24 protein-coding genes are annotated in these 25,357 nt (G+C 72.3%); 11 read left to right on the top strand and 13 right to left on the bottom strand.

The genetic code is table 11. From position 1 onward, the window contains the following. The first annotated feature begins 87 nt into the window (after window positions 1-87). Window positions 88-1,359 (top strand): tyrosine--tRNA ligase, encoded by a 1,272-nt coding sequence (gene tyrS / locus ACFYU9_RS31625; RefSeq protein ID WP_389217025.1) that lies wholly within the window; start codon window positions 88-90, stop codon window positions 1,357-1,359. 166 nt (window positions 1,360-1,525) lie between these two features. On the opposite strand, the gene ACFYU9_RS31620 is transcribed toward tyrS, so the two are convergent. Then, a complete protein-coding gene (locus ACFYU9_RS31620; protein WP_389216882.1) occupies window positions 1,526-1,801 on the bottom strand; it encodes a GlsB/YeaQ/YmgE family stress response membrane protein in 276 nt (91 codons plus the stop codon). Window positions 1,802-1,996: 195 nt separating this feature from the next. Here ACFYU9_RS31620 and ACFYU9_RS31615 point away from each other — a divergent pair, with 195 nt between their 5' ends. Both ACFYU9_RS31615 and ACFYU9_RS31610 read left to right on the top strand, forming a co-directional pair. Next, window positions 1,997-2,335, top strand: a complete 339-nt coding sequence (locus ACFYU9_RS31615; protein ID WP_389216879.1) for a DUF3099 domain-containing protein — start codon at window positions 1,997-1,999, stop codon at window positions 2,333-2,335. A 194-nt stretch (window positions 2,336-2,529) separates the two neighbouring features. Further along, on the top strand, window positions 2,530-2,751 hold the full coding sequence (locus ACFYU9_RS31610) for a hypothetical protein (protein WP_389347036.1): 222 nt from the start codon (window positions 2,530-2,532) through the stop codon (window positions 2,749-2,751). Window positions 2,752-2,753: 2 nt separating this feature from the next. Here the strand turns inward: ACFYU9_RS31610 and moaA are convergent, their stop codons facing one another. The 3 genes from moaA to ACFYU9_RS31595 all read right to left on the bottom strand — a co-directional run bounded on the left by moaA (window position 2,754) and on the right by ACFYU9_RS31595 (window position 5,959). Then, complete coding sequence (moaA, locus tag ACFYU9_RS31605) at window positions 2,754-3,743, bottom strand: GTP 3',8-cyclase MoaA (protein WP_389347034.1); 990 nt, start codon at window positions 3,741-3,743, stop codon at window positions 2,754-2,756. Window positions 3,744-3,938: 195 nt separating this feature from the next. Then, window positions 3,939-5,576, bottom strand: a complete 1,638-nt coding sequence (locus ACFYU9_RS31600) for a cation acetate symporter (protein WP_389216871.1) — start codon at window positions 5,574-5,576, stop codon at window positions 3,939-3,941. After that, window positions 5,573-5,959 (bottom strand): DUF485 domain-containing protein, encoded by a 387-nt coding sequence (locus ACFYU9_RS31595; RefSeq protein WP_389216869.1) that lies wholly within the window; start codon window positions 5,957-5,959, stop codon window positions 5,573-5,575. Before ACFYU9_RS31595 ends, ACFYU9_RS31600 begins: the two co-directional genes overlap by 4 nt. Before the next feature lie 272 nt (window positions 5,960-6,231). Between ACFYU9_RS31595 and ACFYU9_RS31590 the strand changes: the two genes are divergently transcribed. Together ACFYU9_RS31590 and ACFYU9_RS31585 are read left to right on the top strand one after the other, a co-directional pair. Then, complete coding sequence (locus ACFYU9_RS31590; RefSeq protein WP_389216866.1) at window positions 6,232-7,773, top strand: S8 family serine peptidase; 1,542 nt, start codon at window positions 6,232-6,234, stop codon at window positions 7,771-7,773. 64 nt (window positions 7,774-7,837) lie between these two features. Beyond that, window positions 7,838-9,181, top strand: a complete 1,344-nt coding sequence (locus ACFYU9_RS31585) for a CoA transferase (RefSeq protein ID WP_389216863.1) — start codon at window positions 7,838-7,840, stop codon at window positions 9,179-9,181. Here the strand turns inward: ACFYU9_RS31585 and ACFYU9_RS31580 are convergent. The 8 genes from ACFYU9_RS31580 to ACFYU9_RS31545 all read right to left on the bottom strand — a co-directional run bounded on the left by ACFYU9_RS31580 (window position 9,171) and on the right by ACFYU9_RS31545 (window position 16,863). Continuing rightward, a complete protein-coding gene (locus ACFYU9_RS31580; protein WP_389216861.1) occupies window positions 9,171-10,214 on the bottom strand; it encodes a zinc-dependent alcohol dehydrogenase family protein in 1,044 nt (347 codons plus the stop codon). The genes ACFYU9_RS31585 and ACFYU9_RS31580 overlap by 11 nt on opposite strands. A 21-nt stretch (window positions 10,215-10,235) precedes the next feature. Further along, complete coding sequence (locus ACFYU9_RS31575) at window positions 10,236-10,880, bottom strand: lysoplasmalogenase (RefSeq protein WP_389216858.1); 645 nt, start codon at window positions 10,878-10,880, stop codon at window positions 10,236-10,238. Then, entirely contained in the window at window positions 10,877-11,749 is an 873-nt protein-coding gene (locus ACFYU9_RS31570; protein ID WP_389216855.1) for a sterol desaturase family protein, read from the bottom strand. Before ACFYU9_RS31570 ends, ACFYU9_RS31575 begins: the two co-directional genes overlap by 4 nt. Before the next feature lie 100 nt (window positions 11,750-11,849). Beyond that, window positions 11,850-12,581 carry a VIT family protein gene (locus ACFYU9_RS31565; protein WP_389216852.1) on the bottom strand — a complete coding sequence of 244 codons (732 nt, stop codon included), beginning with the start codon at window positions 12,579-12,581 and terminating at the stop codon, window positions 11,850-11,852. A gap of 24 nt (window positions 12,582-12,605) precedes the next feature. After that, on the bottom strand, window positions 12,606-13,847 hold the full coding sequence (locus ACFYU9_RS31560) for an amidohydrolase family protein (protein WP_389216849.1): 1,242 nt from the start codon (window positions 13,845-13,847) through the stop codon (window positions 12,606-12,608). Then, complete coding sequence (locus tag ACFYU9_RS31555; protein WP_389216846.1) at window positions 13,844-15,130, bottom strand: amidohydrolase family protein; 1,287 nt, start codon at window positions 15,128-15,130, stop codon at window positions 13,844-13,846. The genes ACFYU9_RS31560 and ACFYU9_RS31555 overlap by 4 nt, the downstream gene beginning before the upstream one ends. 9 nt (window positions 15,131-15,139) lie before the next feature. Then, the gene (locus ACFYU9_RS31550; RefSeq protein WP_389216843.1) at window positions 15,140-16,024 is read right to left on the bottom strand and encodes an SDR family NAD(P)-dependent oxidoreductase; all 885 of its coding nucleotides are present in this window, start codon (window positions 16,022-16,024) and stop codon (window positions 15,140-15,142) included. Next, on the bottom strand, window positions 16,024-16,863 hold the full coding sequence (locus ACFYU9_RS31545) for an acetoacetate decarboxylase family protein (protein ID WP_389216841.1): 840 nt from the start codon (window positions 16,861-16,863) through the stop codon (window positions 16,024-16,026). The genes ACFYU9_RS31550 and ACFYU9_RS31545 overlap by 1 nt, the downstream gene beginning before the upstream one ends. Window positions 16,864-16,973: 110 nt before the next feature. Here ACFYU9_RS31545 and ACFYU9_RS31540 point away from each other — a divergent pair, with 110 nt between their 5' ends. The 6 genes from ACFYU9_RS31540 to ACFYU9_RS31515 all read left to right on the top strand — a co-directional run bounded on the left by ACFYU9_RS31540 (window position 16,974) and on the right by ACFYU9_RS31515 (window position 22,741). Further along, window positions 16,974-17,621 carry a TetR/AcrR family transcriptional regulator gene (locus ACFYU9_RS31540; RefSeq protein WP_389216837.1) on the top strand — a complete coding sequence of 216 codons (648 nt, stop codon included), beginning with the start codon at window positions 16,974-16,976 and terminating at the stop codon, window positions 17,619-17,621. Window positions 17,622-18,104: 483 nt separating this feature from the next. Then, on the top strand, window positions 18,105-18,575 hold the full coding sequence (locus ACFYU9_RS31535; RefSeq protein WP_389216834.1) for a hypothetical protein: 471 nt from the start codon (window positions 18,105-18,107) through the stop codon (window positions 18,573-18,575). A gap of 45 nt (window positions 18,576-18,620) precedes the next feature. Further along, window positions 18,621-19,595, top strand: a complete 975-nt coding sequence (locus ACFYU9_RS31530) for a DEDDh family exonuclease (protein WP_389216832.1) — start codon at window positions 18,621-18,623, stop codon at window positions 19,593-19,595. 64 nt (window positions 19,596-19,659) lie between these two features. Beyond that, on the top strand, window positions 19,660-19,893 hold the full coding sequence (locus ACFYU9_RS31525) for a hypothetical protein (protein ID WP_389216829.1): 234 nt from the start codon (window positions 19,660-19,662) through the stop codon (window positions 19,891-19,893). A gap of 130 nt (window positions 19,894-20,023) precedes the next feature. Further along, a complete protein-coding gene (locus ACFYU9_RS31520) occupies window positions 20,024-20,827 on the top strand; it encodes an SURF1 family protein (protein WP_389217023.1) in 804 nt (267 codons plus the stop codon). A gap of 60 nt (window positions 20,828-20,887) precedes the next feature. Continuing rightward, a complete protein-coding gene (locus ACFYU9_RS31515) occupies window positions 20,888-22,741 on the top strand; it encodes a glycoside hydrolase family 15 protein (RefSeq protein ID WP_389216826.1) in 1,854 nt (617 codons plus the stop codon). Window positions 22,742-22,808: 67 nt separating this feature from the next. On the opposite strand, the gene ACFYU9_RS31510 is transcribed toward ACFYU9_RS31515, so the two are convergent. Continuing rightward, entirely contained in the window at window positions 22,809-25,235 is a 2,427-nt protein-coding gene (locus ACFYU9_RS31510; protein ID WP_389216823.1) for an LAETG motif-containing sortase-dependent surface protein, read from the bottom strand. Window positions 25,236-25,357 lie beyond the last annotated feature (122 nt).

Here is a 25,357-nt window from a genome sequence, read left to right as displayed (position 1 = left end):
GGCAGGGGCCGGACACGCCCTAGACTGGCCGGGAACCATCCATGACCAGCCATGACCATCAATGACCCTCACGAGGAGACGGACGACGTGACCGACATCGTCGACGAGCTGAAGTGGCGCGGGCTCTTCGCCCAGTCCACCGACGAAGACGCCCTGCGCAAGGCGCTCGCGGACGGTCCCGTCACGTTCTATTGCGGCTTCGACCCGACCGCGGCCAGTCTCCACGTCGGCCACCTGGTCCAGGTGCTCACCGTCCGCCGGCTCCAGCAGGCCGGACACCGGCCGCTGGCGCTGGTCGGCGGGGCCACCGGCCAGATCGGTGACCCGCGGCCGACGGCCGAGCGCACCCTGAACGACCCGGAGACGGTCGCGAACTGGGTGAACCGGCTGCGTTCGCAGATCGAGCCGTTCCTGTCCTTCGAGGGCGAGAACGCCGCGGTCATGGTGAACAACCTGGACTGGACCGCCGGCATGTCGGCGATCGAGTTCCTGCGGGACATCGGCAAGCACTTCCGGGTCAACAAGATGCTGACCAAGGACTCCGTCGCCCGGCGCCTGGAGTCCGAGCAGGGCATCAGCTACACCGAGTTCAGCTACCAGCTGCTCCAGGGCATGGACTTCCTGGAGCTGTACCGGCGCTACGGCTGCACGCTGCAGCAGGGCGGCTCCGACCAGTGGGGCAACCTGGTGGCCGGCCTCGACCTGATCCACAAGCTGGAGCCGGGCGCCGACGTGCACGCGCTCGCCACCCCGCTGATGGTGAAGGCCGACGGCACCAAGTTCGGCAAGACCGAGGGCGGCGCCGTCTGGCTCGACCCGGAGATGACCACGCCGTACGCGTTCTACCAGTTCTGGCTGAACGTGGACGACCGCGACATCTCCACGTACATGCGGATCCTCTCCTTCAAGTCCCGCGCGGAGCTGGAGGAGCTGGAGCAGCTCACCGCCGAGCGGCCGCAGGCCCGCGCGGCCCAGCGGGCGCTCGCCGAGGAGCTCACCACCCTCGTGCACGGCGCCGACCAGTGCCAGGCCGTGATCGACGCCTCCAAGGCGCTGTTCGGGCAGGGCGAGCTGGGCGAGCTCGACGCGGCGACGCTGGCCGCGGCGCTCTCCGAGCTGCCGCACGCGCGGGTGTCGGAGCTCGGCCAGGTCGTGGACCTGTTCGCCGAGGTCGGCCTCGTGCCGAGCAAGTCGGCGGCCCGGCGCACGGTGAAGGAGGGCGGCGCCTACGTGAACAACGCGAAGGTGACGGCCGAGGACGCCGAGGTGTCGGCGGACGAGCTGCTGCACGGACGCTGGCTGGTGCTGCGCCGCGGCAAGAAGAACCTGGCGGCGATCGAGTACGCGCCGCAGGGCTGAACCCGCGCGACCGGAAACGCGCACGCGCCGCGGGGCTGAACCCCGCGACCGAATACGCGCACGCGCCGCGGGGCTCTGCCCCGTGCCGCACGCGTGCAGGCATGAAGGAGGCCCGGGACGGACGTCCCGGGCCTCCTTTCCTGTGTCCGCTCCCGTGTCCAGCGGGTCACGCCCGCTGTTTGCTGCCCTTGACCGACACCCACAGCATGTCCCCGAGCCCCACCACCGCCACCGCGCCGATGAGCTGGAGCAGATGACGGGTCCAGTCGATGCCCCTGGTGTCGTTGACCCCGATCCAGGTCGCGACGGCGTTGCCGAGCACGCTGCCCAGCATGCCGAAGATGATCGTCAGCCAGATCGGGATCTGCTGCTTGCCCGGCAGGATCGCCTTCGCGATCAGGCCCAGGACCAAGCCCACAATGATCGCCCACAGCCAGCCCATCGTCGCCTCCTCGCGCGCCCTCGCGTGCGCATGTGTGCGCCCGGTCTCGGTGCCCAGTGTCGGCCGGTCGGCCGTACGGCGCATGTCGGACGACGCCGAACGTGCCCCGGTCTCCTCCGTCCGGGGTGGCGGGCGTACCGTGGAGACAGGTCCGGACCGGGGAGAGTCCGGCGTGGCACTTGGCGGTGGATTGTGATGCGGAAGCGTGGCGGAACCGAGGTCTTCCGGATCACCGGCGCCCGGCAGGGCCTCGCCGACGACGTCCGCGGCCGGCAGCGCCGGTACATCGTGTCGATGTCGATCCGGACGGTGTCCGTGATCCTCGCGGCGACGCTGTGGAACGTGGAGCGGCCGGTGGCGATCGTGGCCCTGGTGCTCGGCGCGGTGCTCCCGTACATCGCCGTGGTGATCGCCAACGCGGGCCGGGAGAGCACGCCCTCGCTCCCCTCGACCTTCGACGCCGCCGGGCCGGTGCGCCACGCGCTGGGCCCCGGAGCGGAATCGCCGAACCGCCAGGAGCCTCACGCACGGTGACGCGCGGTGCGCGCACAGCTCAAGAAAAGCTCAGATCAATCATGAAGTTCCGGTGCCTCGCACCCCATGTGCCGTGACATACTGCCTACGCGCTCCGCATCCCCCGTCGGAGCGACGGACCGATGCCGGGCAGCTCCCCCCGTGGCTGCTCGGCATCGCCCTTGCTGGACAATGATCGGGTGATCCTGGGTCCAGTGAGTGACGAGAAGCCGATCTGTTCCGCGAAGGGGTGCCGGGCCGACGCCGTCTGGGTCCTCGCCTGGAACAACCCCAAGCTGCACACGCCGGAGCGGCGCAAGACCTGGCTCGCGTGCGAGGAGCACCGCGAGCACCTTTCCCAGTTCCTCGGCGTACGGGGCTTCCTGAAGGACGTCGTCCCGCTGAGCGAGTGGGAGTCCGGCCCTCAGGCCGGCTGACCTCAGCCGCCGATCGCCGACATCGGGCGCTCGGGCTGCGCGAAGTCCGGGTCGTCCAGGCCGGAGCCGGCCTTCTTGCCCCACATCGCCTTGCGCCAGAGCTCCGCGATCACCGCGTCCGGCGCGTCGGAGCGCAGCGCGGCCCGCAGGTCGGTCTCCTCGGTGGCGAAGAGGCAGGTCCGCACCTGGCCGTCGGCGGTGAGCCGGGTGCGGTCGCAGGCCCGGCAGAAGGGGCGGGTCACGGAGGCGATGACGCCGACCGTGTGCGGGCCGCCGTCGACGACCCAGCGCTCGGCGGGGGCGGAGCCGCGCTCGTCGGCGCCCTCGGGGGTGAGGGTGAAGCGGGTGCGCAGCGACTCCAGGATGTCCCCGGCGGTGATCATGCCGTCGCGCTTCCAGCCGTGCTGGGCGTCGAGCGGCATCTGCTCGATGAAGCGGAGCTCGTACTCCTCGGCGATCGCCCAGGCGAGCAGCTCGGGCGCCTCGTCCTCGTTGAGTCCGGGCATCAGCACGGCGTTGACCTTGACCGGGGTGAGGCCGGCCTCGCGGGCGGCGGCCATGCCGTCGAGGACGTCGTGGTGGCGGTCGCGGCGGGTGAGGGTCTTGAAGACCTCGGGGCGCAGGGTGTCGAGGGAGACGTTGACCCGGTCGAGGCCGGCGGCCTTCAGGGCGGTCGCGGTGCGCTTCAGTCCGATGCCGTTGGTGGTGAGGGAGAGCCGGGGGCGGGGCGCCAGGGCGGCGCAGCGCTCGACGATGCCGACGAGGCCGGGGCGCAGCAGCGGCTCGCCGCCGGTGAAACGGACCTCGGTGACGCCGAGTTCGGTGACGGCGATGCGGACGAGGCGGACGATCTCGTCGTCGGTGAGCAGATCGGGCTTGGCGAGCCACTGCAGGCCCTCTTCGGGCATGCAGTAGGTGCAGCGCAGGTTGCACCGGTCGGTGAGGGAGACGCGCAGATCGGTGGCGACGCGTCCGTACGTGTCGATGAGCACAGGGCCCCCTCCCCTTCTTCCGCTTCGCGTGCGTGCGGCCCGGCTGGTTCCGGTCCGGCTGCTTCCGTTCGCTTCGTGATCGAGCCTACGTGACCGCTCGGACATCGGGCACGGGCCGTTCGCTACGAGGCGAGGGCCGGCCGCGTCGTAGAACCCTACGACGGGGCCGGCCCGGGACGACGGACCGTATACGGCTCAGTGCGCTCCGACACCCGTGAGGGACTTGACCTCGAGTTCCGCGTACTTGCCCCGGTCCGGCTCCTCCTTGGAGAGCACGGTGCCGAGCCAGCCGAGCAGGAAGCCGAGCGGGATGGAGATCAGGCCGGGGTTCTCCAGCGGGAACCAGTGGAAGTCGACGCCCTTGAACATCGACGTCTTCGGGTTGCCCGAGACGACCGGCGAGAACAGCACCAGGACGACGGAGCTGACCAGGCCGCCGTAGATCGACCACAGGGCGCCGGTGGTGGTGAAGCGCTTCCAGAAGAGGCTGTAGAGGATCGTGGGGAGGTTGGCGGAGGCGGCGACCGCGAAGGCGAGCGCGACGAGTCCGGCCACGTTCATGTCGCGGGCGAAGGCCCCGAGGACGATCGCGACGGCGCCGATGAGCACGGTGGCCCAGCGGGCGGCCCGCATCTCCTCCTTCTCCGTCGCCTTCCCCCTGCGGATGACGTTGGCGTAGATGTCGTGCGCGAAGGAGGACGACGAGGCGAGGGTGAGGCCCGCGACGACGGCGAGGATGGTGGCGAAGGCGACGGCCGAGATGACGGCGAGCAGGATCGCGCCGCCGGTGGTGCCGACCCCGCCGCCGAGGTGTTCGGCGAGCTGCGGGGCGGCGGTGTTGCCGGCCGGGTTCTGGGCCTTGATCGCGGCCGGGCCGACGAGGGCGGCGGCGCCGAAGCCGAGCGCGATCGTCATCAGGTAGAAGGCGCCGATGATGCCGATCGCCCAGTTGACGGACTTGCGGGCGGCCTTGGCCGTCGGCACCGTGTAGAAGCGGATCAGGATGTGCGGCAGGCCCGCCGTGCCGAGTACCAGCGCGATGCCGAGCGAGAGGAAGTCCAGCTTGGAGGTGCCGGTGGCGCCGTACTTGAGGCCGGGCTCCAGGAACGCCGTGCCCTTCCCGCTCTTCTCGGCGGCGGTGCCGAGCAGGTCGGAGATGTCGAAGTGGAACTTGAGCAGCACCAGGAAGGTCATGAGGAGCGCGCCCGCGATGAGCAGCACGGCCTTGACCATCTGGACCCAGGTGGTGCCCTTCATGCCGCCGACGGTGACGTACACGATCATCAGCAGGCCGACCAGGGCCACGATGAGGATCTTGCCGGCGTCGCTGGTGATGCCGAGCAGCAGCGAGACGAGGACGCCGGCGCCGGCCATCTGGGCGAGCAGGTAGAAGATCGACACGACGATGGTGGAGGTGCCGGCGGCGGTGCGGACGGGGCGCTGCCGCATCCGGTACGCGAGGACGTCTCCCATCGTGTAGCGGCCCGAGTTGCGCAGCGGCTCGGCGACGAGCAGCAGGGCGACCAGCCAGGCGACGAGGAAGCCGATCGAGTACAGGAAGCCGTCGTAGCCGAACAGGGCGATGGCGCCGGCGATGCCGAGGAAGGAGGCGGCGGACATGTAGTCGCCGGAGACCGCGAGGCCGTTCTGGAAGGCGGTGAACTGCCGTCCGCCCGCGTAGAAGTCGGAGGCGCTCCTGGTCTGCCGGCCGGCCCACACGGTGATGCCGAGGGTCGCGGCGACGAACACCGCGAACAGGGTGATGATCAGGGGCCGGTGCTCGGTGGAGGCGGCGGCGAGCACGGTGTGCGCGGCGGGTGCCGGGTGGTTCATGCGTCGGCCTCCGTACGGGACTCCATGCGCTGCTTGATGGCCTCGGCCTTCGGGTCGAGCTTCGCGGCGGCGTGCCGCGAGTAGAGCCAGGCGATGAGGAACGTGGTGGCGAACTGGGCGAGGCCGAGGACGAGGGCCACGTTGACGTTGCCGAAGAGCCTGGTCCCCATGAAGTCGCCCGCGTAGTTGGAGAGCAGCACGTACAGCAGGTACCAGGCGATGAAGGCGATGGTCAGCGGGAAGGCGAACGAGCGGTAGGTGCGGCGCAGTTCGCCGAACTCCTCGCCTTCCTGGACCTCGGTGAACTGCTCCGTCGTGGGCTGGACGGGGCGGGGGTCGGTCTCCGCTCCGTCTCTCGGCGGCGGCGGTGCTTCGGTAGCCACGGAATCTCCTCGTGACGCGGGGGCGGACGGCTTGCTCAAGGGGGCCTCACCAGGGTGCGGAGACGGGGGTCCCGGACGGATCCCCTCCCCTGCACAACGGCACGGGGCGCGGTGCGAAGTGGTTCACGAGGGTGGATTTGTTTCGTCGGATCTTCATGAAGTCTTCTCAACTCATTGATGGGCGGGGAAGATCGGCGATAGCTTCACTCGTCATGCACCTGCCCGCGCGCAATCGGCGCCCGGGCAGTACATACGGATGATGTGGAGAACCCATGGCTCATCTGGGATCGAGGCGCGGCCGAGTACTCGCTCTGCCGGCCGGTCTCGCGCTCACGGCCTCGCTCGGCTTCCTGCCCTCCGGCGTCGCCTCCGCCGCGGAGCTGAGCGACGTGCCGGCGGCCGCCGTGGCCACGAACGGCCCGAAGCTCTCGTACGTCGTGAACGTCGACAACGCCCGCTGGGCGGCCGATTCGGTGCGCAAGGCCATCGCGGCCGCCGGCGGTGAGGTGGTCGTGTCCTACGACCAGATAGGCGTCATCGTCGTCCACTCGCAGAACCCCGACTTCGCGAAGACCATCCGCCAGGCGCGCGGTGTGGTGTCGGCGGGCGCGACCCGTACGGCTCCGCTGAAGGCGGCGGCCGACGACTCCCTCGCCGAGGGCGACCAGGCGCTGACCCCGGCCGAGATGAAGGCCGCCGAGGCCGCCGCGACGGACGGCCAGGACCCGTTCGAGCCGCTGCAGTGGGACATGCCCGCCATGAAGGCGGACAAGGCCCACAAGATCACCCTGGGCAGCAGGGACGTCACCGTCGGCATCATCGACACGGGCGTGGACGACACCCACCCGGACCTGGCGCCGAACTTCGACGCCGCCGCCTCCGCCAACTGCGTGAGCGGCGTGGCCGACACGACCCCCGGCTCGTGGCGCCCGAACAAGGGCGAGAGCGACCACGGCACGCACGTGGCGGGCACCATCGGCGCCGCGAAGAACGGCATCGGCATCACCGGTGTCGCGCCGGGCGTGAAGCTCGCGGGCATCAAGGTGGCGAACCCGGACGGCTTCTTCTACACCGAGGCCGTCGTCTGCGGCTTCGTGTGGGCGGCCGACCACGGCGTCGACGTCACCAACAACAGCTACTACACCGACCCGTGGATGTTCGCCTGCAAGAACGACGAGGACCAGAAGGCCCTCATCGAGGCGGTCACCCGCGCGACCCGCTACGCGGAGCACAAGGGCACGGTCAACGTGGCGGCGGCCGGCAACTCCAAGTTCGACCTGGCGGCCGACTCCATCACGGACACCACCAGCCCGAACGACACCACCGCGGTCAACCGCACCGTCGACCCGACGCAGTGCTTCGACTACCCGTCGATGCTGCCGGGCGTGGTGACGGTCTCCGCGACCGGTGCCAAGGGCCTGAAGTCGTCCTACTCCAACTACGGGTACGACGTCATCGACATCGCGGCGCCGGGCGGCGACCGCACCGAGTGGCAGACCCCGGACGCCCCGGCGGTCAACGGCCGCATCCTGTCGACCACGGTCGGCGGCGGCTACAACTACAAGGCCGGCACCTCGATGGCCTCGCCGCACGTGGCGGGCGTCCTCGCGCTGCTGAAGTCGACCCACCCGAAGGCCAGCCCGGCCGCCCTGAAGGCGCTGCTGTACGCGCAGGCGGACGAGCACGCGTGCACCGACCCGTACGACATCGACGGCAACGGCACCGTCGACGCGGTGTGCAAGGAAGGCGCCGACAAGAAGAACGGCTTCTACGGAGCCGGCATCGCGGACGCGCTGGCCGCGGTCCGCAAGTAGTCTCCCGCGGCTGTGACGAACCGCCCGTGGCACTGAGTGCCACGGGCGGTTCTACTGTGTGTCTATGGACGACACAGTGCACACGGGTACGGAGTTGTTGTGGTCGGCACTGGGCGGCGATCCCGCCCTGCTCGGCCGGGTGGCGTACGGCGGTCCCGCGGGGCTGCTCGGGGCGCGGCTGCCGGTGATGGACCTGGCCCGGGCGACGGTCGCGGTGGCCGGGCTCGCGGCGGTGGAGCACGCGGGGGCCCCGGGACGGGTGCGGGTCGACGACGGGGCGGTGGCCACGGCCTTCGTCAGCGAGCGGCATCTGCGGGTGGACGGGCGGGCGCCGGTGAACTTCGCGCCGCTGTCCCGGTTCTGGCGGGCGGCCGACGGCTGGGTCCGTACGCACGCCAACTACCCGCACCACAGGGCGGCGTTGCTGTCGGCGTTGGACATTGGATCCGACGTATTGGATCCAGGATCCGATGCGGTGGAGGCGGTGACGGCGGTGGCGGCGGCGATCGGCGAGCGGAAGGCCGTCGAGGTCGAGACCGCGGTGTACGGGGCCGGGGGCCTCGCGGTCGCCCTGCGCACACCGCAGGAGTGGGCCGCGCACGAGCAGGGCCGCCAGGTGGCCGCGCGCCCGCTGCTGACCCGGGAGCGGCTGGACGAGGCGGCGCCGCGGCATCCGGGCGGCCGCGAGGGGCGCCCGCTGCGGGTGCTCGACCTGACCCGGGTGATCGCGGGCCCGGTCGCGACGAGGACGCTCGCGCTGCTCGGCGCGGACGTGCTGCGGATCGACCCGCCGGCCAACCCCGAGCTGCCGGACCAGCACGCCGACACGGACATCGGCAAGCGCACCGCGGCCCTGGACCTGGACCGGCCGTCCGACCGGCGCGCCTTCGGCGAACTCCTCGACGCGGCCGACGTGCTGGTGACCGGCTACCGGCCCGGCGCCCTCGACCGCTTCGACCTGCACCGGCCGGGGCTCGTGACGGCCCGGATCTCGGCCTGGGGCGACTACGGGCCCTGGCGCGAGCGCCGCGGCTTCGACAGCCTGGTGCAGGTGGCGACGGGCATCGCGGCCGTGGAGGGCTCGCCGGAGCAGCCGGGCACCCTTCCGGCGCAGGCCCTGGACCACGGCACCGGCTATCTGCTCGCCGCCGCCGTGCTGCGCTCCCTGACCGAACAGCGCGAGCAGGGCGGCACCCGGGTCGTCCGACTCGCGCTCGCGCAGACCGGCCACTGGCTGACCCGGACCCTGCCGCGGTACGAGCCCGGCCGTCACCTCACGGAGACGGACGGCCCGCTCGGCCGGCTGCGCCACGCGCTGTCGCCGGTGTCGTACGAGGGCGGCCCGGCGGGCTGGTCGCGCCCGCCGGGCGTACAGGGCGGGGACGCGCCGGAGTGGCTTACGGCTTGACGAGGACCTTGAGGGCCGTGCGCTCGTCCATCGCGCGGTAGCCGCCGGGGACGCCGTCGAGGCCGACGGTCAGGTCGAAGACCGGGGAGGGGTCGATGGTGCCGTCGAGGACGTCCGGGAGCAGCTCGGGGATGTAGGCGCGGACGGGGGCGACGCCGCCGCGCAGGGCGATGTTGCGGTCGAACATGACCGAGAGGTCGAGGCCGGTGCCGGAGCCGTGCGGGACGCCGACGTAGCCGATGGCGCCGCCGTCGCGGGTGATGTTCACGGCGGTGCGCATGGACTGCTCGGTGCCGACGGCCTCGATGACGGCGTGGGCGCCGTGGCCGCCGGTGAGTTCGCGCACGGCGTCCTCGGCGGCCTCGCCGCGCTCGGCGACGACGTCGGTGGCGCCGAAGGCGCGGGCGATGTCGGTGCGGGCGGTGTGCCGGCCGAGCGCGATGATCCGCTCGGCGCCGAGCCGCTTGGCGGCGAGCACGCCGCACAGGCCGACGGCGCCGTCGCCGACGACGGCGACCGTGGCGCCCCGGCGCACGCCGGCGCCGAGGGCCGCGTGGTGGCCGGTGCCCAGCACGTCGGAGAGCGCGAGGAGCGCGGTGAGCAGGTGGTCGTCGGAGGCGGCGTCGGCGGGGAGCTTGACGAGGGTGCCGTCGGCGTAGGGGACGCGGACGGCCTCGCCCTGGCCGCCGTCGGAGCCGACCGAGCCCCAGAAGCCGCCGTTGGGGCAGGAGGTCTGGAGGCCCTCGGCGCAGTAGTCGCAGCGGCCGTCGGACCAGACGAACGGCGCGACGACGAGGTCGCCGGCCTTGAAGTCGCGCACCTCGGCGCCCGCCTCCTCGACGATGCCGAGGAACTCGTGGCCGATGCGCTGGCCGGGCTGCCGGGCGGACTCGCCGCGGTAGGCCCACAGGTCGCTGCCGCAGATGCAGGCGCGGACCACACGGACGACGACGTCCGTCGGCTCCTTGACCGCGGGGTCCGGCACCTCCTCCACGCGCATGTCGAAGGGGGCGTGGATGGTGGTGGCGCGCATGACGGACGTTCCTTGCTGTGCTCAGAGCCCCGCTGGGGCTGTTGTACGACGTTCACCGTACATCGTGCGCAGGGTTCCGGCCGTGAGCAGGTACTGCGCCACGATGTACGTCAGCATGACCCAGAAACCGGGCGCGGGCAGCTGGGGCCGGCCGGCGATGCCGGTGGCGATGAGCGTGTCGGACAGCAGGAACAGCGCGCCGCCCGCCCCGGCCGCCCCGCCGAAGGAGCTCGACCGGTACGCCGTCGTGGTGAGCAGCAGCGAGTAGCCGGCCACGGGAATCCGCAGGTCGGCGGGGAGATCGGGCCAGAGCGCGGCGACGGTGACGCCGAGCACGACGCCGTAGCCCAGACCGAGGAGCGGGGACGTCCGCCCGCGCCCGAAGAGGACCAGGTAGCAGACGTGTCCGGCGGCGAAGGCGGCCATGCCGGCGAGGAAGGCCCCGTCGGCGTTGGAGAGCAGCAGGACGTCGCCGGCCCAGCCGCAGAGCAGTGCGGCGAGCAGCGGCGCGGGGGCGCCCCGGCTGCCGGCGTACGCGGCGAGCAGCGGCATGAGGAGGGACTTGGCGACCGCGTGCCCCGGCTCCGCGCCGGCGAGCAGGGAGACCAGGTCGACGGCGGCGGCGAGGACGAAGGCGCCCAGGAGGACGCGCGGGACCCGGCTCACGCGGCTCCCTCCGGCGCGGCGCCGGGCGACGGGTCCTGCGGCCCCGGCCGCCAGCCCGGTCCCCGCAGCAGCCGTCCGGCCCGCTCGCCCCAGCCGCGCGCGGCGCGCAGGTCGCGGGCGATGGCGGCGTACTCGTGGGTGGCGACCCGCAGCGGGTTGTACGTGCCGATGTTCTTGGTGAGCCCGTAGACGGGCCGCTCGGTCTCGGGCACGAACGAGCCGAAGAGGCGGTCCCAGACGATCAGGATTCCTCCGAAGTTGCGGTCCAGGTAGCCGCCCTGGGAGGCGTGGTGGACCCGGTGGTGCGAGGGCGTGTTGAGCACGTACTCGAAGGGCCCCGGCAGCCTGCCGACCCGTTCGGTGTGGATCCAGAACTGGTAGACGAGGTTGACCGAGTAGCAGAAGGCCAGCGCCGCCGGGTGCACGCCGAGGGCGACGAGCGGCAGGTAGAACGGCCAGGACGTGAGGCCGGTCCAGGGCTGGCGCAGCGCGGTGGAGAGGTTGAACTTCCGGCTGCTGTGGTGGACCACGTGGCAGGCCCACAGGACGCGGATCACATGGTGGCCGCGGTGCTGCCAGTAGTAGCAGAAGTCCTGGGCGAGCAGCATCAGGAGGACGGTCCACCAGACGACGGGCACGCGCAGCGGCGTCAGCTCGTGGACGGCGGTGTAGATCGCCACGACCGGGATCTTCCACAGCGCGTCGAAGAAGAGGCTCCCGAGCCCCATCCCGATGCTGGTGGCGGCGTCCTTCGCCGCGTAGCCGGCGGCGTCCTCGTCCGGGTGGAGGCGGTAGCTGACCATCTCCAGGACGGTGAGCACGACGAACGCCGGTATGGACCAGAGAACGACATCGGGCAGACGGGGCATGCGGACGACGGTAGGCGCGGCGGGCGGGCACGGCTAGACGTCATTACTTACAAGTAAGAAAGACTGTTTGTCAGCAAGCGTTGGCGACTTCTCACAAGGGCTACACGCCCGCCGCGCCGAGCAGCGACCCCGCCGCGTAGGTCACCGCCATCGCCAGGGCGCCGCCGAGGACGTTGCGCGTGACGGCGCGGCCGGCCGGGGCGGCGCCGAGGCGGGCGGACCACCAGCCGGTGAGGGTGAGGGCGGCCAGGACGGAGACGACCGTGACCCAGAGCCGGTGGGCGGGCGGCGGCAGGACGATCGCGAGAAGCGGGAGCAGGGCGCCGACGGTGAAGGCGAGGAAGCTGGCGCCGGCCGCGTGCCAGGGGTTGGTGAGGTCGTCGGGGTCGATGCCGAGCTCCACGCGCGCGTGGGCGCGCAGGGCGTCGCGTTCGGTGAGCTGGACGGCGGCCTCGCGCGCGACGTCGGGGGTCAGGCCGCGGCGGGCGAGCAGGTCGGTGAGTTCGGCGAGCTCGGCCTCGGGCTGTTCGCGCAGTTCGCGGCGTTCCCTGGCGAGCGCCGCCCTCTCGGAGTCGCGCTGGGTGGAGACGGAGACGTACTCCCCCGCCGCCATCGACATCGAGCCGGCGAGCAGGCCGGCGAGGCCCGCGGTGAGCAGGGCGTCGCGGGAGCCGGTGGCGCCGGCCACGCCGACGACGAGGCCGGCGGTGGAGACGATTCCGTCGTTGGCTCCGAGCACGGCGGCCCGGAGCCAGTTGAGCCGGGAGCCGAGGCCGCCGCCGTGGGCCTCGTCGTGTGCGGGGACGGGGACGGGGGCGGGGGCTTCGGTCACCCCTGGAGGGTCGCACCCGGCGGGTCACCAGACGCGGACCGACCCGCCCTTCGCGAAGGCCGGGCTGGTGGCGCCGGCCGGGACCTCGGTGAGCGGACGGGCGATCTCCTCGACGGTCGGGCCGTGGACGGCGGCGAGGGTGTCGAGGTGGGCGAGGTCGAAGCCGTAGACGCGGGCGGCGTTGCCGCCCACCATGGCCGCGACCTCCTCCCGGGGCAGGCCGGCGTAGGCGATCCGCAGGCCCTCGCGGGAGTAGGGCGTGGTGCCCTCGTCGTGCGGGTAGTCGGTGCCCCACATGATCTTGTCGAGGCCGATCTCCTCGCGCAGCGGCACCTCGTGCGGCCGCATGAAGCTCGCGCCGACGAAGCAGTTGTCGCGCCAGACCTCGCTCGGCCCCCGGCCCATGGACTCGGCGAGCCCGACGCCGAACTTGGACTCCGCGGTCGGGGCCACGGGGGCCGAGGCCGCGACGAGCCGGCCGTGGTAGTAGTCCAGCATCCGCAGGACGCCGGGGATCCAGCCCGAGCCCTGCTCGGTGAGCACCAGCTTCAGCCCCGGGTGGCGCCGGAAGGCGCCGCCGAAGATCAGGTGCCACAGGGCCCGGTGCGAGAACCAGGTGGTCTCCACCATGAACACCGCCCGGGCGGCCGGTTCGTCGCCGAGCGGCGGCGAGGCGGAGCCGCCGTGGTGGTTGACCGGGACGCCGAGCTCGGCGCAGACCGCCCAGATCGGGTCGTAGGTCTCGGAGTACAGCTCCGGGACCGTCGAGCCGGGCGGGACGCCGGGCAGCAGGATGCCGCCGGTGAGTCCCGCCTCGCGGGTGCGGCGGATCTCGGCGACGGCCGCGTCCACGTCGTTGAGCAGGATCTGCGCCACGCCCGCGCGGCGCCCGGGGGCGTCCGCGCAGAAGTCGGCGAGCCAGCGGTTGTGCGCCTGGAGTCCGGCCCAGCGCCGCTCGTACTCGGCCCGGGTCGGCGGCTGGGCCATCAGGGACGCCTTGGGGAAGAACGGCGGGATGGTGTTGGGGAAGACGACCTCGGCGACGACGCCGTCCGCCTCCAGCTCGCTCAGGCGGCGCTTGGAGTTCCAGTTGCGGTCGGCGGTGTCGGCGAGCAGGTCCTCGTACGGGTTGACGTAGCCGGCCGCCCAGGCGTCGAAGTCGTCGTGATGGCGCTTGTCCAGGTACGGCTTGTAGTCGAGGAGGTCGGCGCCGGCGTGGCAGTCGGCGGAGATGACGGTGTAGCGGTCGGTGGCTTCGGGACTCATGGGTTCACCCCCAGGACCGGGAAGTCGTGGTCGGTGAGCCAGTGGCGGCCGACCTCGCGGGAGCGGGCCCAGGAGGCCTCGACGGCGGCCTGGTCGGCGGGCTGGCCGAGGTCGGCGGGAGTGGGGCCGATCCGCTTGGATATCGGATCCAGTATTCGGAGATCGAATCCGAAGACCTCCGCGGCGGCCAGCCCGAGGATCCGCCGCGTCTCCGCCACCGGGATGTCGTGGAAGGTGTTCCGCAGCCACGCCCGGGTGTTCGGCCAGGTGCCCTCCGGGTGCGGGAAGTCGGAGCCCCACAGGATGTTGTCGACGCCGATCTCGTAGCGCTGCGCCAGCTCCCGCCGCTTGGTGTTGGTCGCGCAGATGAACACCTGCCGGTCCAGGTACTCGCTCGGCGGCCGCTTCAGCTCCGCGAACGGGGACAGCTTCTTGCCGCCGTGCGCGCCCAGGTAGAGCCGGTCCATGAACCACAGCAGGTTCGGCAGCCACCAGCAGCCGGACTCGGCGATCCCGAAGCGCAGCCCCGGGTGCCGCTCGAACACCCCGGACCACAGCAGGAACCACAGCGGCCGGGCCGGCCACCAGGTCACCTCGGAGACGTAGATCCCGAGGTGGTCGCCGTACTCCTGGCGCGGCGCCGCGCCCGAGTGGGTGACCACGGGCATCCCGGTCTCGGCGGCCGCCGCCCACACCGGGTCGTAACGCCGGTCGTGGTAGGGCGGCTTGTCCACCCACATGGACGGGATCATCAGCGCGCCGAGCCCGGACTCCCTGGCCCGGTGGATCTCGGCGACCACCTCGGCCGGCTCGGCGGTGACGGGGAGCAGCGCCACCCCGCAGTGCCGGGCCGGGTTCTGCGCCACGAAGTCGGCGAGCCAGCGGTTGTGCGCCCGCGCGCCCGCCATGCCGAGCTCCGGGTCCTGGTCGCCGGAGAGCCCGAGGCCGACGCCGAAGGGCGCGGCGGTCTGGCTGTCGACGGCGTCCGCGTCGGGGAAGACGACCTCGGCGGCCACGCCGTCGCCGTCGAGCTCCTTCATCCGCTGCGCCGCGTCCCAGCCGCCGCGCAGCCCGTCCTCGTGGTCGGTGAACCACTTGTTCGCGAAGTCCTCGTTGCGCACCCCGAGCCGGGTCATGGCCTCGCGGCGGGCGCCCTGCCCGGCGAGGAACTCGTCGAAGGCGCGGTGGTGGCGGGAGTCGAGGTAGGGCCGGTACTGCTCGGTGGGCAGCCCGGCATGGCAGTCGGACGAGATGATCAGGTACGGGTCGTTCGAGTCGGTCATCACGGCCCCTCAGTCGAGGATGAAGCTCTCCAGGTACGACGGGTTGGCGCGGTCGAGCATCGACTGCGAACGCGCCCTGATCTGCCGGTCGCTGTGCTCGCTCGCCGGGAGCATCCAGAAGCGGTCCGCCCGGATCCCGTCGACGACGTGCCCGGCGACCTCCTCGACCGGCGTGAAGGCGACCTCGTGCCCGGCGTCCTTCATGGCGGCCTCCCACTGGTCGAGGCTGCGGTACGGGGTCCTGCGCGGCCGCTGCTTGGCGTACCGCTCCGGCCGGTTGCGGTGCGACTCCCACAGTCCGGTGCGCAGCATGTGCGGACCGGGGAAGAGCACGGAGGCACCGACCGGCGCCCGCTCCGCCTTCAGGTGCGCGTAGAGCGACTCGGTCATGGTGACGACGGCGGACTTGGTGACCGCGTAGACGGAGGCGGTGGGCAGCGGGGCGATGCCGCCGTCGCCGGAGGAGGTGTTGACGACGTGGCCGGGCCCGCCGGCCGCGAGCATCCGCGGCACGAACGCCTGGATGCCGTGGAAGACGCCCCACACGTTGACCGCGAAGGCCCACTTCCAGTCGTTGGGCTCGTGCTCCCACATGCGGCCCTCGGCCCCGGAGCCGACGCCCGCGTTGTTGCACAGCACATGGACGGCGCCGAAGGTGTCGTACGCGGCGTCGGCGAAGGCCCGTACGGAGCCGGCGTCGCTGACGTCGACGGTCCGGGCGAGGATCTGCGCCCCGCCCTCGATCAGCTCCTCGGCGGCCTTGGCCAGCGGCGCCTCCTCGACGTCGCCGAGGACGACCGCGAGGCCCTCGGCGGCGAAGCGGCGGGCCATGGCCAGTCCGATGCCGCTGGCGGCGCCGGTGACGACGGCGACCTGTCCCTCGCGCAGTTCCATCAGACGCTCCCCTTCGCGGAACCCTGGGGCGCGGAGCCCTCGGGCACGGAGCCCTCGGGCGGGGCGTCGAGGGCCTGCTGCGGGTCGTCGTAGCGCTGGTGGAGGTACGGCAGCAGGGACTCGGCGCTGACCCGTTCGACGACCCGGCCGCGCTGGTCGGTGGTCTTCTCGCCGATGGTGATCTCGACGAGCCGGCGCACCGGCAGATCGGCCACCGGATCGAACATCGACTCGCGCAGCACGACGTCGCCGGTGACCCGCTCCAGCCTGCGCACCTTCTCGTTGCGCAGGCAGTGCACGAGGACCGGGTCGCCGTCGAAGCCCGAGCCGTCGACCGCGGGCAGGAACTTGAAGTAGAAGTCAGTCTTCTCGGTGGGCTCGGGCAGCGGCAGCGCGCCGGAGACCGCGCCGCGCACCTCGACGAAGGCGATGCCGTGCCGGGCCAGGGAGGAGCGAACGACCATTCCGTCGCGCTCGACGAGGACCTCGCCGAGCTTCTTCGGCTCGCCGAAGACCTCGCGCCCACCGGTCAGGGCGCGTTCGTGGGTCATCGGCATGACCAGCGGGTACCAGCCCTCGGTGGCGCCGTGGGCGGCGGCGACGGCGACGGAGCCGGCGCCGAGCGGATAGCCGGGCAGGTCGACCTTGCTGATGTTGGCGCGGACCAGCGGGCGCGCGGTGGGCTTCAGCGGCGGCGGCAGGACGGCCGCGACCACGTCCGGGTCGGTCTCCCAGACGGCGACGACCCCGGTGGACCAGATGTCGGGGAGCCCGGCGCTCTTCTCGCGCGTCGCGGCCAGCTCCGCCGCGCTGCGCGCCCCGTACCGTACTCGTGCCATGACGTACCACCCTTCGGGAATGCGGGAAGGTATCGGCCTGTAACACAGTTACACCGACCCGCCCGAGGGGTAAAGAGCCGTGCACACACGGGAGTTGGGGGACTGATCGGATGGCACGCAGCGCGTTGACCCGCGACGAGGTCCTGGACACGGCGGCCGCCCTGGTCAGGGAGCACGGCCCGGCCGCCCTCACCATGCGCCGGCTCGCCGCCGAACTCGGCACCGCCGTCACCTCGATCTACTGGCACGTCGGCAACCGCGAGTCGCTCCTCGACGCCCTCGTCGAACGCACCGTCGCCGACCTCGGCACGCTGCGCCCGCACGGCGCCGGCCCGGCCGAGCGGATCGTCTCCGTCGCCCTGCTGCTCCGCCGCGCCCTGCGCGACCGCCCGCACCTGGTCGCCCTGGTCCACGAACGCGGCCTCACGGAACGCATGTTCCTGCCCGCCCAGCGCGCCCTCGTCCACGAGGCCCACGCCGCCGGCCTGCGCGGCGCGCGGGCCGCCGAACTCGTGCGCGCGGTCCAGTTCCAGGTCGTCGGCCACGTCCTCGTCGAGCGCAACCGCGAGCGCGCGCCCGCCCAGTCCCCCGCCGAGACCGAACTGTGGGCGGACGAGGCGACCGCCGGCACGGCCGAGCCGGACCCCGGGCTCGCCCGCGCGCTCGCCGCGCCGGTCGACACGGAGGCCCTGTTCGCGACGGTGGTACAGGCGCTGGTGGCGGGGCTGCTGCACCACGTGGCACCGCCGGCGAGGTGATGCGGAGGCACGCCGATGCGGACACACGTCGATGGGCAGGCACGTCGATGCGCAGGCACGTCGATGCGAGCCGGCTGCGGATCCGCCATCTGCCGGGCGGGCGGCGGGTGCTCCTCCCGCACGGCCGGGTCACCCATGCCTACGCACTGGACGACACCCGGGCGCCGCTGCCGGCCGCGCTCACCGCCGAGGTGTGCGCGCTCCTGGAGGCGGAGGCGCTGCGCCGGCTCGCGGCGGCGCCGCGCTTCGACGTGGCCGTGCTCGACGCGGACCTCGCGGGGCCCTTCCCTCCCCGGAGGGGAGGGACGCGGTGTACGACCCGCGGACGGTGCGGCAGCGCTACGACCTCACGGGCGACGCCGTCATCCATGTCCCCCCCTGATCGTCGACCTGGCTCGGCGCACCTTCCTGTGGACGGATCTGCATCTGCCCGCCGCCGAGGGCTTCCAGGACGTCGACGCGCACACCGCCGACCTGGGCCGGGTGGGCCGCGATCTGTACGGCTACTTCGCCGCGGGCCGCACCACCCTGTGGGACCTGGCGGTCTGGCAGGCGGCCGCCGGTACGGACGCGGTGACCGTGCTCCGGCGCGGGCGGGGTGCGCTGCCCGACGAGGTGTGGGAGTACCGGCGGGGCGACGGCGAGCCGGTGGCGCGCTTCGCGGACCGGATCCGGACCGGCGCCGCGCCCGAGCGCCGGCGCCCGGCCGACGACGACGGCGGCCCGGCGCTCGCCGCACGGGCCGCCGCGGGCCGGCACGCGTTCCTGGCGCTGCTCGACGGCGACGTCGTCCCGGCCGGGGCGACGGGCACGGTCTACCGGCTGCTGCCCGGCCCGGTGGACGGCTGCGGTCTCCAACCGGCCGCGGCCGGTGACCTCGTGGCCGCTCTGGGCTGGGGGATCGCGAAGGGCCGGGCGGCTGCCGGCCCGACCGGAGCCGACTTTTGGCCATGAACCGGACACCGGGGACCACGCTGTCGGTGCGGGCCCGTATTCTCAGTGACCATGCTCGACGACCGTACGACAGCAGCGACGTGGCCGGCCGCCTACCCACAGGGGTACGCGGTCGTCGACGTGGAGACCACCGGCCTCGCCCGCGACGACCGGATAGTGTCGGCTGCCGTCTACCGGCTGGACGCGCAGGGCAACGTGGAGGACCACTGGTACACCCTGGTCAACCCCGAGCGGGATCCGGGGCCGGTGTGGATCCACGGGCTGACCAGCGACATGCTGGCCGGCGCGCCGCTCTTCCCGGAGATCGCCGAGGAGTTCTCGGCCCGTCTCGACGGCCGGGTCCTGGTCGCGCACAACGCGATGTTCGACTGGCAGATGATCGCCCGTGAGTACGCGCGCGCCGAGGCCACCGCGCCGGTGCGGCAGCGGCTGTGCACGATCGCGCTGTCCAAGGAGCTGTCGCTGCCGCTGCCCAACCACAAGCTGGAGTCGCTGGCCGCGCACTTCGGCGTGGTGCAGCAGCGGGCGCACGACGCGCTGGACGACGCCCGGGTGCTCGCCGAGGCGTTCCGGCCGAGCCTGCACGCGGCCGCCGAGCGGGGCGTGCGGCTGCCGCTGCTCGAATGCCGTCCGCTGACCGAGTGGGCGTCGGCGCCCGCGCAGCCGCGGATCGGCTACCAGGCGTCGTACCGGACGAACGGCTGGCGGCCCTCGCGGAAGCGGCCGGCGTGCCCGCATCCGAACCCCGGACGTTACGAGTCGGACAAACCGCTCAAACAGGGCATGCGGGTGGCGTTCTCCGGCGACACCTCCATCGACCGCGAGCTCCTCGAGGACCGCACGGTCGAGGCGGGCCTGCACGTCGCGTCGAGTGTGTCGCGGCTCACCAGCCTGCTCGTCACCAACGACCCCGACGCGGCCACCTCCAAGACCGTCAAGGCCAAGTCCTTCGGCACGCCGATCGTCGACGAGGCCGCGTACACCCAGCTGCTGCGGGACGTGGCCCCGGCGGACGGGTGACGCACCCGCGGAAACCGGGCGTGCCGCCCGTTCTTCCGCCGTGCCTGGCGCCACCCTGTGGCGCATGGCACGTTGTGAGGTCTGCGGAAACGATTACGGCATGTCCTTCGAGGTGCACGCGCAGGGCGCGGTGCACGTCTTCGACTGCTTCGCCTGCGCCATCCACCGCATGGCGCCCATCTGCGAGCACTGCCGGGTCCAGGTCATCGGACAGGGCGTCGAGGTGGAGGGCCACTGGTACTGCGGCGGTCACTGCGCCCGCGCCGAGGGGAAGGTGGGCATCGTCGACAAGGTGTGAGTGCCGGGGCGGTGCGCCTACCGGCAAGCCGTGAGCGTCCACACCGTCCGGCGAAACGATCCTCCGGCCGCTCGCCGGCGACCGGAACCCCCTGCGGTCACCCCATGAGGCCAAGATGTACCGTCATGGGGTGTACCGCTTCCTGTTGTCCCGGCAGTGGGTGATCCTCACCCTCATCGCCGTCCTGCTCATCCCCGTGATGATCAAGCTGGGCTTCTGGCAGTTCCACCGGCACGAGAGCCGGGTCGCCCAGAACACCCTGATCGCGGACAACCTGGCGGCGGAGCCGGTCCCCGTCGAGCAGCTGACCTCACCCGGGCACACCGTGCCGCGCGCCGACTACTGGCGCCAGGTCTCCGCCACCGGCACCTTCGACACCGCGCACGAGGTCGTCGTGCGCCGCCGCACCTCCTCCGACGACAGCGTCGGCGTCCACGTCCTGACGCCGCTCGTCCTCGCGGACGGCAAGCTCGTCCTGGTCAACCGCGGCTGGATCCCGGCCGCCGACGACCAGCGCGCCTACCCGAAGGTGCCGCCCGCGCCGAAGGGCCGGGTCACCGTCACCGGGCGGCTGATGGCCGACGAGACCAGCGGCGCCAGCGGCATCAAGGACCTCAAGGGCCTGCCGGACCGTCAGGTCATGCTGATCAACAGCGCCCAGCAGGCCGCGCTGACCGGCCGCACCGTCCTCGGCGGCTACATCGAGCAGGCCGCTCCCGAGCCGGCCGGCGGCTCGCCCGAGCTGATCCCCGGACCCGACCACGAGTCGATCGGCCCCCACATGGCGTACGCCGTGCAGTGGTGGCTGTTCGCCGTCGGCGTGCCCGTGGGCTGGGTCGTCCTGGCCCGCCGCGAGCGGCGCGACCGGGAGGCCGCGGCCCGCGGCGCCGACGCCCCGGACGGAACGCCGGAACCGGCCGCCGCGGCCGTCTGACCCGCCGCGCTCCCGTTCCCTCCTGATTGACCGTCGCCGCTTCCGGGAACAGCCCAAAGCGTGACGCAACGTATCGACGACTACGCCCTCATCGGCGATCTCCAGACCGCCGCGCTCGTCGGCCGCGACGGGTCGATCGACTGGCTGTGTCTGCCCCGCTTCGACTCCGCCGCCTGCTTCGCCGCCCTCCTCGGCGACGAGAACAACGGCCACTGGCGCCTCGCCCCCAAGGGCGCCACGAGCTGCACGACCCGGCGCTACGCCGAGGACAGCCTGGTCCTGGAGACGTACTGGGAGACCCGTACGGGCACGGTCAAGGTCGTCGACTTCATGCCGCAGCGCGACCGGGCGCCCGACGTCATCCGGATCGTCGAGGGCGTCAGCGGCAGCGTGGAGATGAGCGGGGCGCTGCGGCTGCGCTTCGACTACGGCTCGATCGTGCCGTGGGTGCGCCGCGCCGACGGCCACCGGGTGGCGGTCGCCGGGCCCGACTCCGTATGGCTGCGCAGCGAGCCGCCGGTGAAGACGTGGGGGCAGCAGTTCGCGACCTGCTCCAGCTTCACCGTCGCGGCCGGCGAGAAGGTCGCCTTCGTGCTCACCTGGCATCCCTCGCACGAGCCGCGCCCGGATCTCGTCGACCCCTTCGAGGCCCTGGAGCAGTCGCTCGCCGACTGGCGCGAGTGGGCCGCCCGCTGCACCTACGAGGGCACCTACCGGGACGCGGTCGTCCGCTCGCTCATCACCCTGAAGGCGCTCACCTACGCCCCGACCGGCGGCATCGTCGCCGCGCCCACCACCTCCCTGCCCGAGGACCTCGGCGGTGTGCGCAACTGGGACTACCGGGCCTGCTGGCTGCGCGACTCCGCCTTCACCCTCGACGCGCTGCTCTCCACCGGGTACGTCGAGGAGGCGGCGGCCTGGCGCGACTGGCTGCTGCGCGCGGTGGCCGGCGACCCGGCCGACCTCCAGATCATGTACGGGCCGGCCGGCGAGCGCAGGCTGCCCGAGACGGTGCTGCCCTGGCTGCGCGGCTACGCCGACTCCGCTCCGGTGCGGACCGGGAACGCGGCCGTCGACCAGCTCCAGATCGACGTCTACGGCGAGGTGATGGACTCCCTGAACCGGGCGCGGGAGGCCGGCATCCCGGCCCAGCGGCACGCCTGGAACCTCCAGCTGAGCCTGCTCGGCTTCCTGGAGTCGACCTGGCGCGAGCCCGACGAGGGGCTGTGGGAGGTGCGCGGACCGCGCCGCCACTTCGTGCACTCCAAGGTGATGGCCTGGGTGGCGGCCGACCGGGCGGTGCGCACGCTGGAGGCCGATCCGTCGCTGCCGGGCGACGCGGCGCGCTGGCGGACGATGCGCGACGAGATCCACGCGGAGGTGTGCGTGAAGGGCTTCGACCCGGAGCGCAACACCTTCACCCAGGCGTACGGCTCGGCCGAGCTGGACGCGGCGACGCTCCTCATCCCCCGGGTGGGCTTCCTGCCGCCGGACGACCCGCGGGTGGTGGGCACGGTCGACGCGGTGCGGGCGGAACTGATGCAGGGCGGTCTGGTGCGCCGCTACTCGGCGCCGGGGGCGGGGCCGGCGCTGCGGGCCGGGCTGAGGACGGGGCCGCCGGGGCCCGGGGCCGGGGCGCCGGGGCCCGGGAGTGCGGTGGACGGACTGCCGGGCGAGGAGGGCACGTTCCTGGTGTGCTCGTTCTGGCTGGCGGACGCGCTGCGGCTGACCGGGCGGGTGAAGGAGGCGCGGGAGCTGTTCGAGCGGCTCGTGGGGCTGTGCAGCGACGTGGGTCTCCTCGCGGAGGAGTACGACCCGGTGGCGGGCCGGCAGCTGGGCAACTTCCCGCAGGCGTTCAGCCACATCGGCCTGGTGGGGGCGGCGCTGGCGCTGGACGCGGAGGACGGCGCGTAACGCACAAAGGGCCCGGCCCGCGTGACGCGGGCCGGGCCCCCGGGTGCGCTGAGGGTCACTCAGGCCGTCAGGCGGTGCCGTTCCTGCGCCTGCGCATCCACCACACCAGGCCCGCCCCGGCGACGATCACCGCCGCGGCGATGCCCGCGATGGTGCCGACGGGCGTGTCGGAGCCGGTGCGGGCGAGGTCGCCGCCCGGGCCCTTCGGTGTCTCGCCCGGCGCCGGGGTCTGGCCGTGCGAGGGCTGGGCGGTCGGGGTGCCCGGGTGGGTGGGCTGCCCGGTCGGCTTGGGCTCGGTGGGCTTGGGCGTCGGGGTGCCGCCGCTGGTGTCGCCGGAGGAGTCGCCGCCGAGGTAGAGGGTGTCGGTGTCGCGGTACGAGGTGTCGTCCGACTGCATCGACGTCCGGGTGGTGGTGTCGAGGGTGCGGTTCTCGGTGGTGAAGCGGGTCTTGCTGATGTTCTTCTTGGGCTGCCGGGAGAAGTCGACGCCGCCGACGATGTAGACCGTGACGCCGTGGTCGGTGTCGATGTCGTACGTGAACTCGCCCTCCGTGAAGATCTTCCGGTAGCGCTTGAAGAGCTCGTCCTTGTCCCAGTTCTGGTTGGGCGCGCGCAGCGGCCAGCGCTTGACGTCGCCGCTGTTGATGATCTTCCGGAAGTCGGACTCCTGCTTGGCGTCCTGCTGCCGGATCCACTCGGCGGCGACCCGGGAGGTGTAGACGCGGCGCAGGTCGGCGTACTGCGGTGCGGTGTTGATGATCTTCTCGACCTCGGGGACGATCATCGCGTCGACGACCTTCTGCGCGGCCTTGATCTCGGCGTCGCTCGGGTCGCAGATCGGCTCACCGGGACCGTGGGTGACGGTCTTCTGCGCGGTGGACTTCAGTGCCAGCGGGGCGTCGAGGATGTAGACGCCGCCGTCCTGCTCGCGCACCTGGGCGGGCTTGGGCTCGATCCAGTTCCGCAGGCCCGGCATGCACGGGTTGCCGTTCTGCTTGGGCAGGGCCGCCCAGTAGCGCTTGCCGAGCTCGGTCTTGGGGTCCATGGCCTTGTAGAAGTCGTGCTTCATCTGGAGGTCGGCCTCCAGGAGGACGCGGCCGGCGTCGGTGCTGGCGAACTTGGCGTCCATGACGCGGTCGGGCTCGTCCGGGTTCAGGTTGACCCAGAACTTGTCCGGCGTCAGCGCCAGCCAGGTGAACAGCGCGTCGGACGCGAGCTGCATCTTCTCCTGGCCGCCGTAGCCCGGGTTCTCGTCCGGGTCGGGCATCATGTCGGCCTTCATCGAGTACTGCATGCCCTTGCCCTTGGCGAGGCCGCCGACGTAGCGCAGTTCGAGGGTGGTGAAGTCGACGCCGCCCGGGCCTCCGCGCGGCAGGGTGCCGCGGGTGTCGAGCCGGCGGGCCTCGGCCTGGATCTGCCGGGCCTCGTTCAGGGTGCGGCCGGAGCCGTTGACGCGGTCGTTGAGCGGGCCGCGGGTGCCGCAGTTGCCGGCGGCCGCGAGCTGCGGCTGTCCGGCCGGGCCGCCCTGGCAGCCGGGCGCGAACCAGGTGTCGTAGCGCGAGTAGCCGCGGATCGGCTTGGTCTGCGGGATCGCGTTGTACTGCCGCTGGAAGCCGCGGACCTGGTTGGTCTTGCCGGGCCGCATCTGCTCGACGTCACGGTTGAAGTCGTCGATCAGCTTGCGCTGCCGGGCGTCGAAGTTCTTGGCGCCGGTGTAGCGGAAGGTGTGGTCGGGCATCGACTTCGCGATGACCCGGTCGTTGCCCAGCTGCTTCTTGGTCAGCGTGCTGTTGGACTTGAACTCGTTGAATTCCTTGGTGCGCTGGTTGTACGCGTCGTACTTGCGCGTGGCGACCTTGTTGCCGTTCTCGTCGAAGATGTCGACGTAGACCTCGCACAGCCAGTCGGGGCCGACCAGCTGGAAGTCCCGGACCAGGCGCGCCTCGAAGCCGGCGCCCTTGTTGAGGTTGATCTCGTTGCGGATGTACGTCTTGTCGAACCAGCGCTCGAAGCTCTGCGAGCGCTGCTTCTCCAGGTAGCGGGCGTAGATCTCCATGGCCTTGTCGGCGGGGTCACCCGTCGCCGCGGCCTGCTTCTTCCACGCCTCGACGTTCTTCACCGGGTCGCCCGGGACCTTGGAGAGCGCCTTCGCCTTCTCGGCCGCGGTGGGCGTCTTCAGTCCGTCGAACGCCTTGCCCGGGAGCGGGTAGTTGAAGTTCTTCGGGTCGCCGTTCCACTTGTCGAAGTTGGTGCCGGCGGTGGTGGGGAAGCCGGAGTTCGACGGGGTGCTGCCGTAGCTCTTGTTCAGGTGCTTGGTGTCGCACCGCTGACCGGTCCCCGGGCGCAGCTTGGCCGAGGTGGGGACGGCGGCGGAGTCGTGGACCGGGACACCGGGGAGTCCGGTGAGGGTGACGGCCCCGGCGAGACCGAGCGCGGCCGCGAAGCGCGCGACCAGCCGCCACCGCCGGGGTATGCGTATCTCCCTGTTCGTCATCCTGCTCTTCGCCCTGTTCAAATGTCGTGCCTTCCCTCGCTGTGGGGGCGTTGAGGGGGTGAGGGGGCGGCGCGCGAGGCCCCCGTGACGTTGGCGCCGCCCCGTTTCACCCTAGACCGCAC

This window comes from Streptomyces sp. NPDC004327 (assembly GCF_042873935.1).
GTDB lineage: Bacteria > Actinomycetota > Actinomycetes > Streptomycetales > Streptomycetaceae > Streptomyces.
The sequence above is the reverse complement of the archived record's forward strand: the minus strand, read 5'-3'. Positions and strand labels throughout refer to the sequence as shown.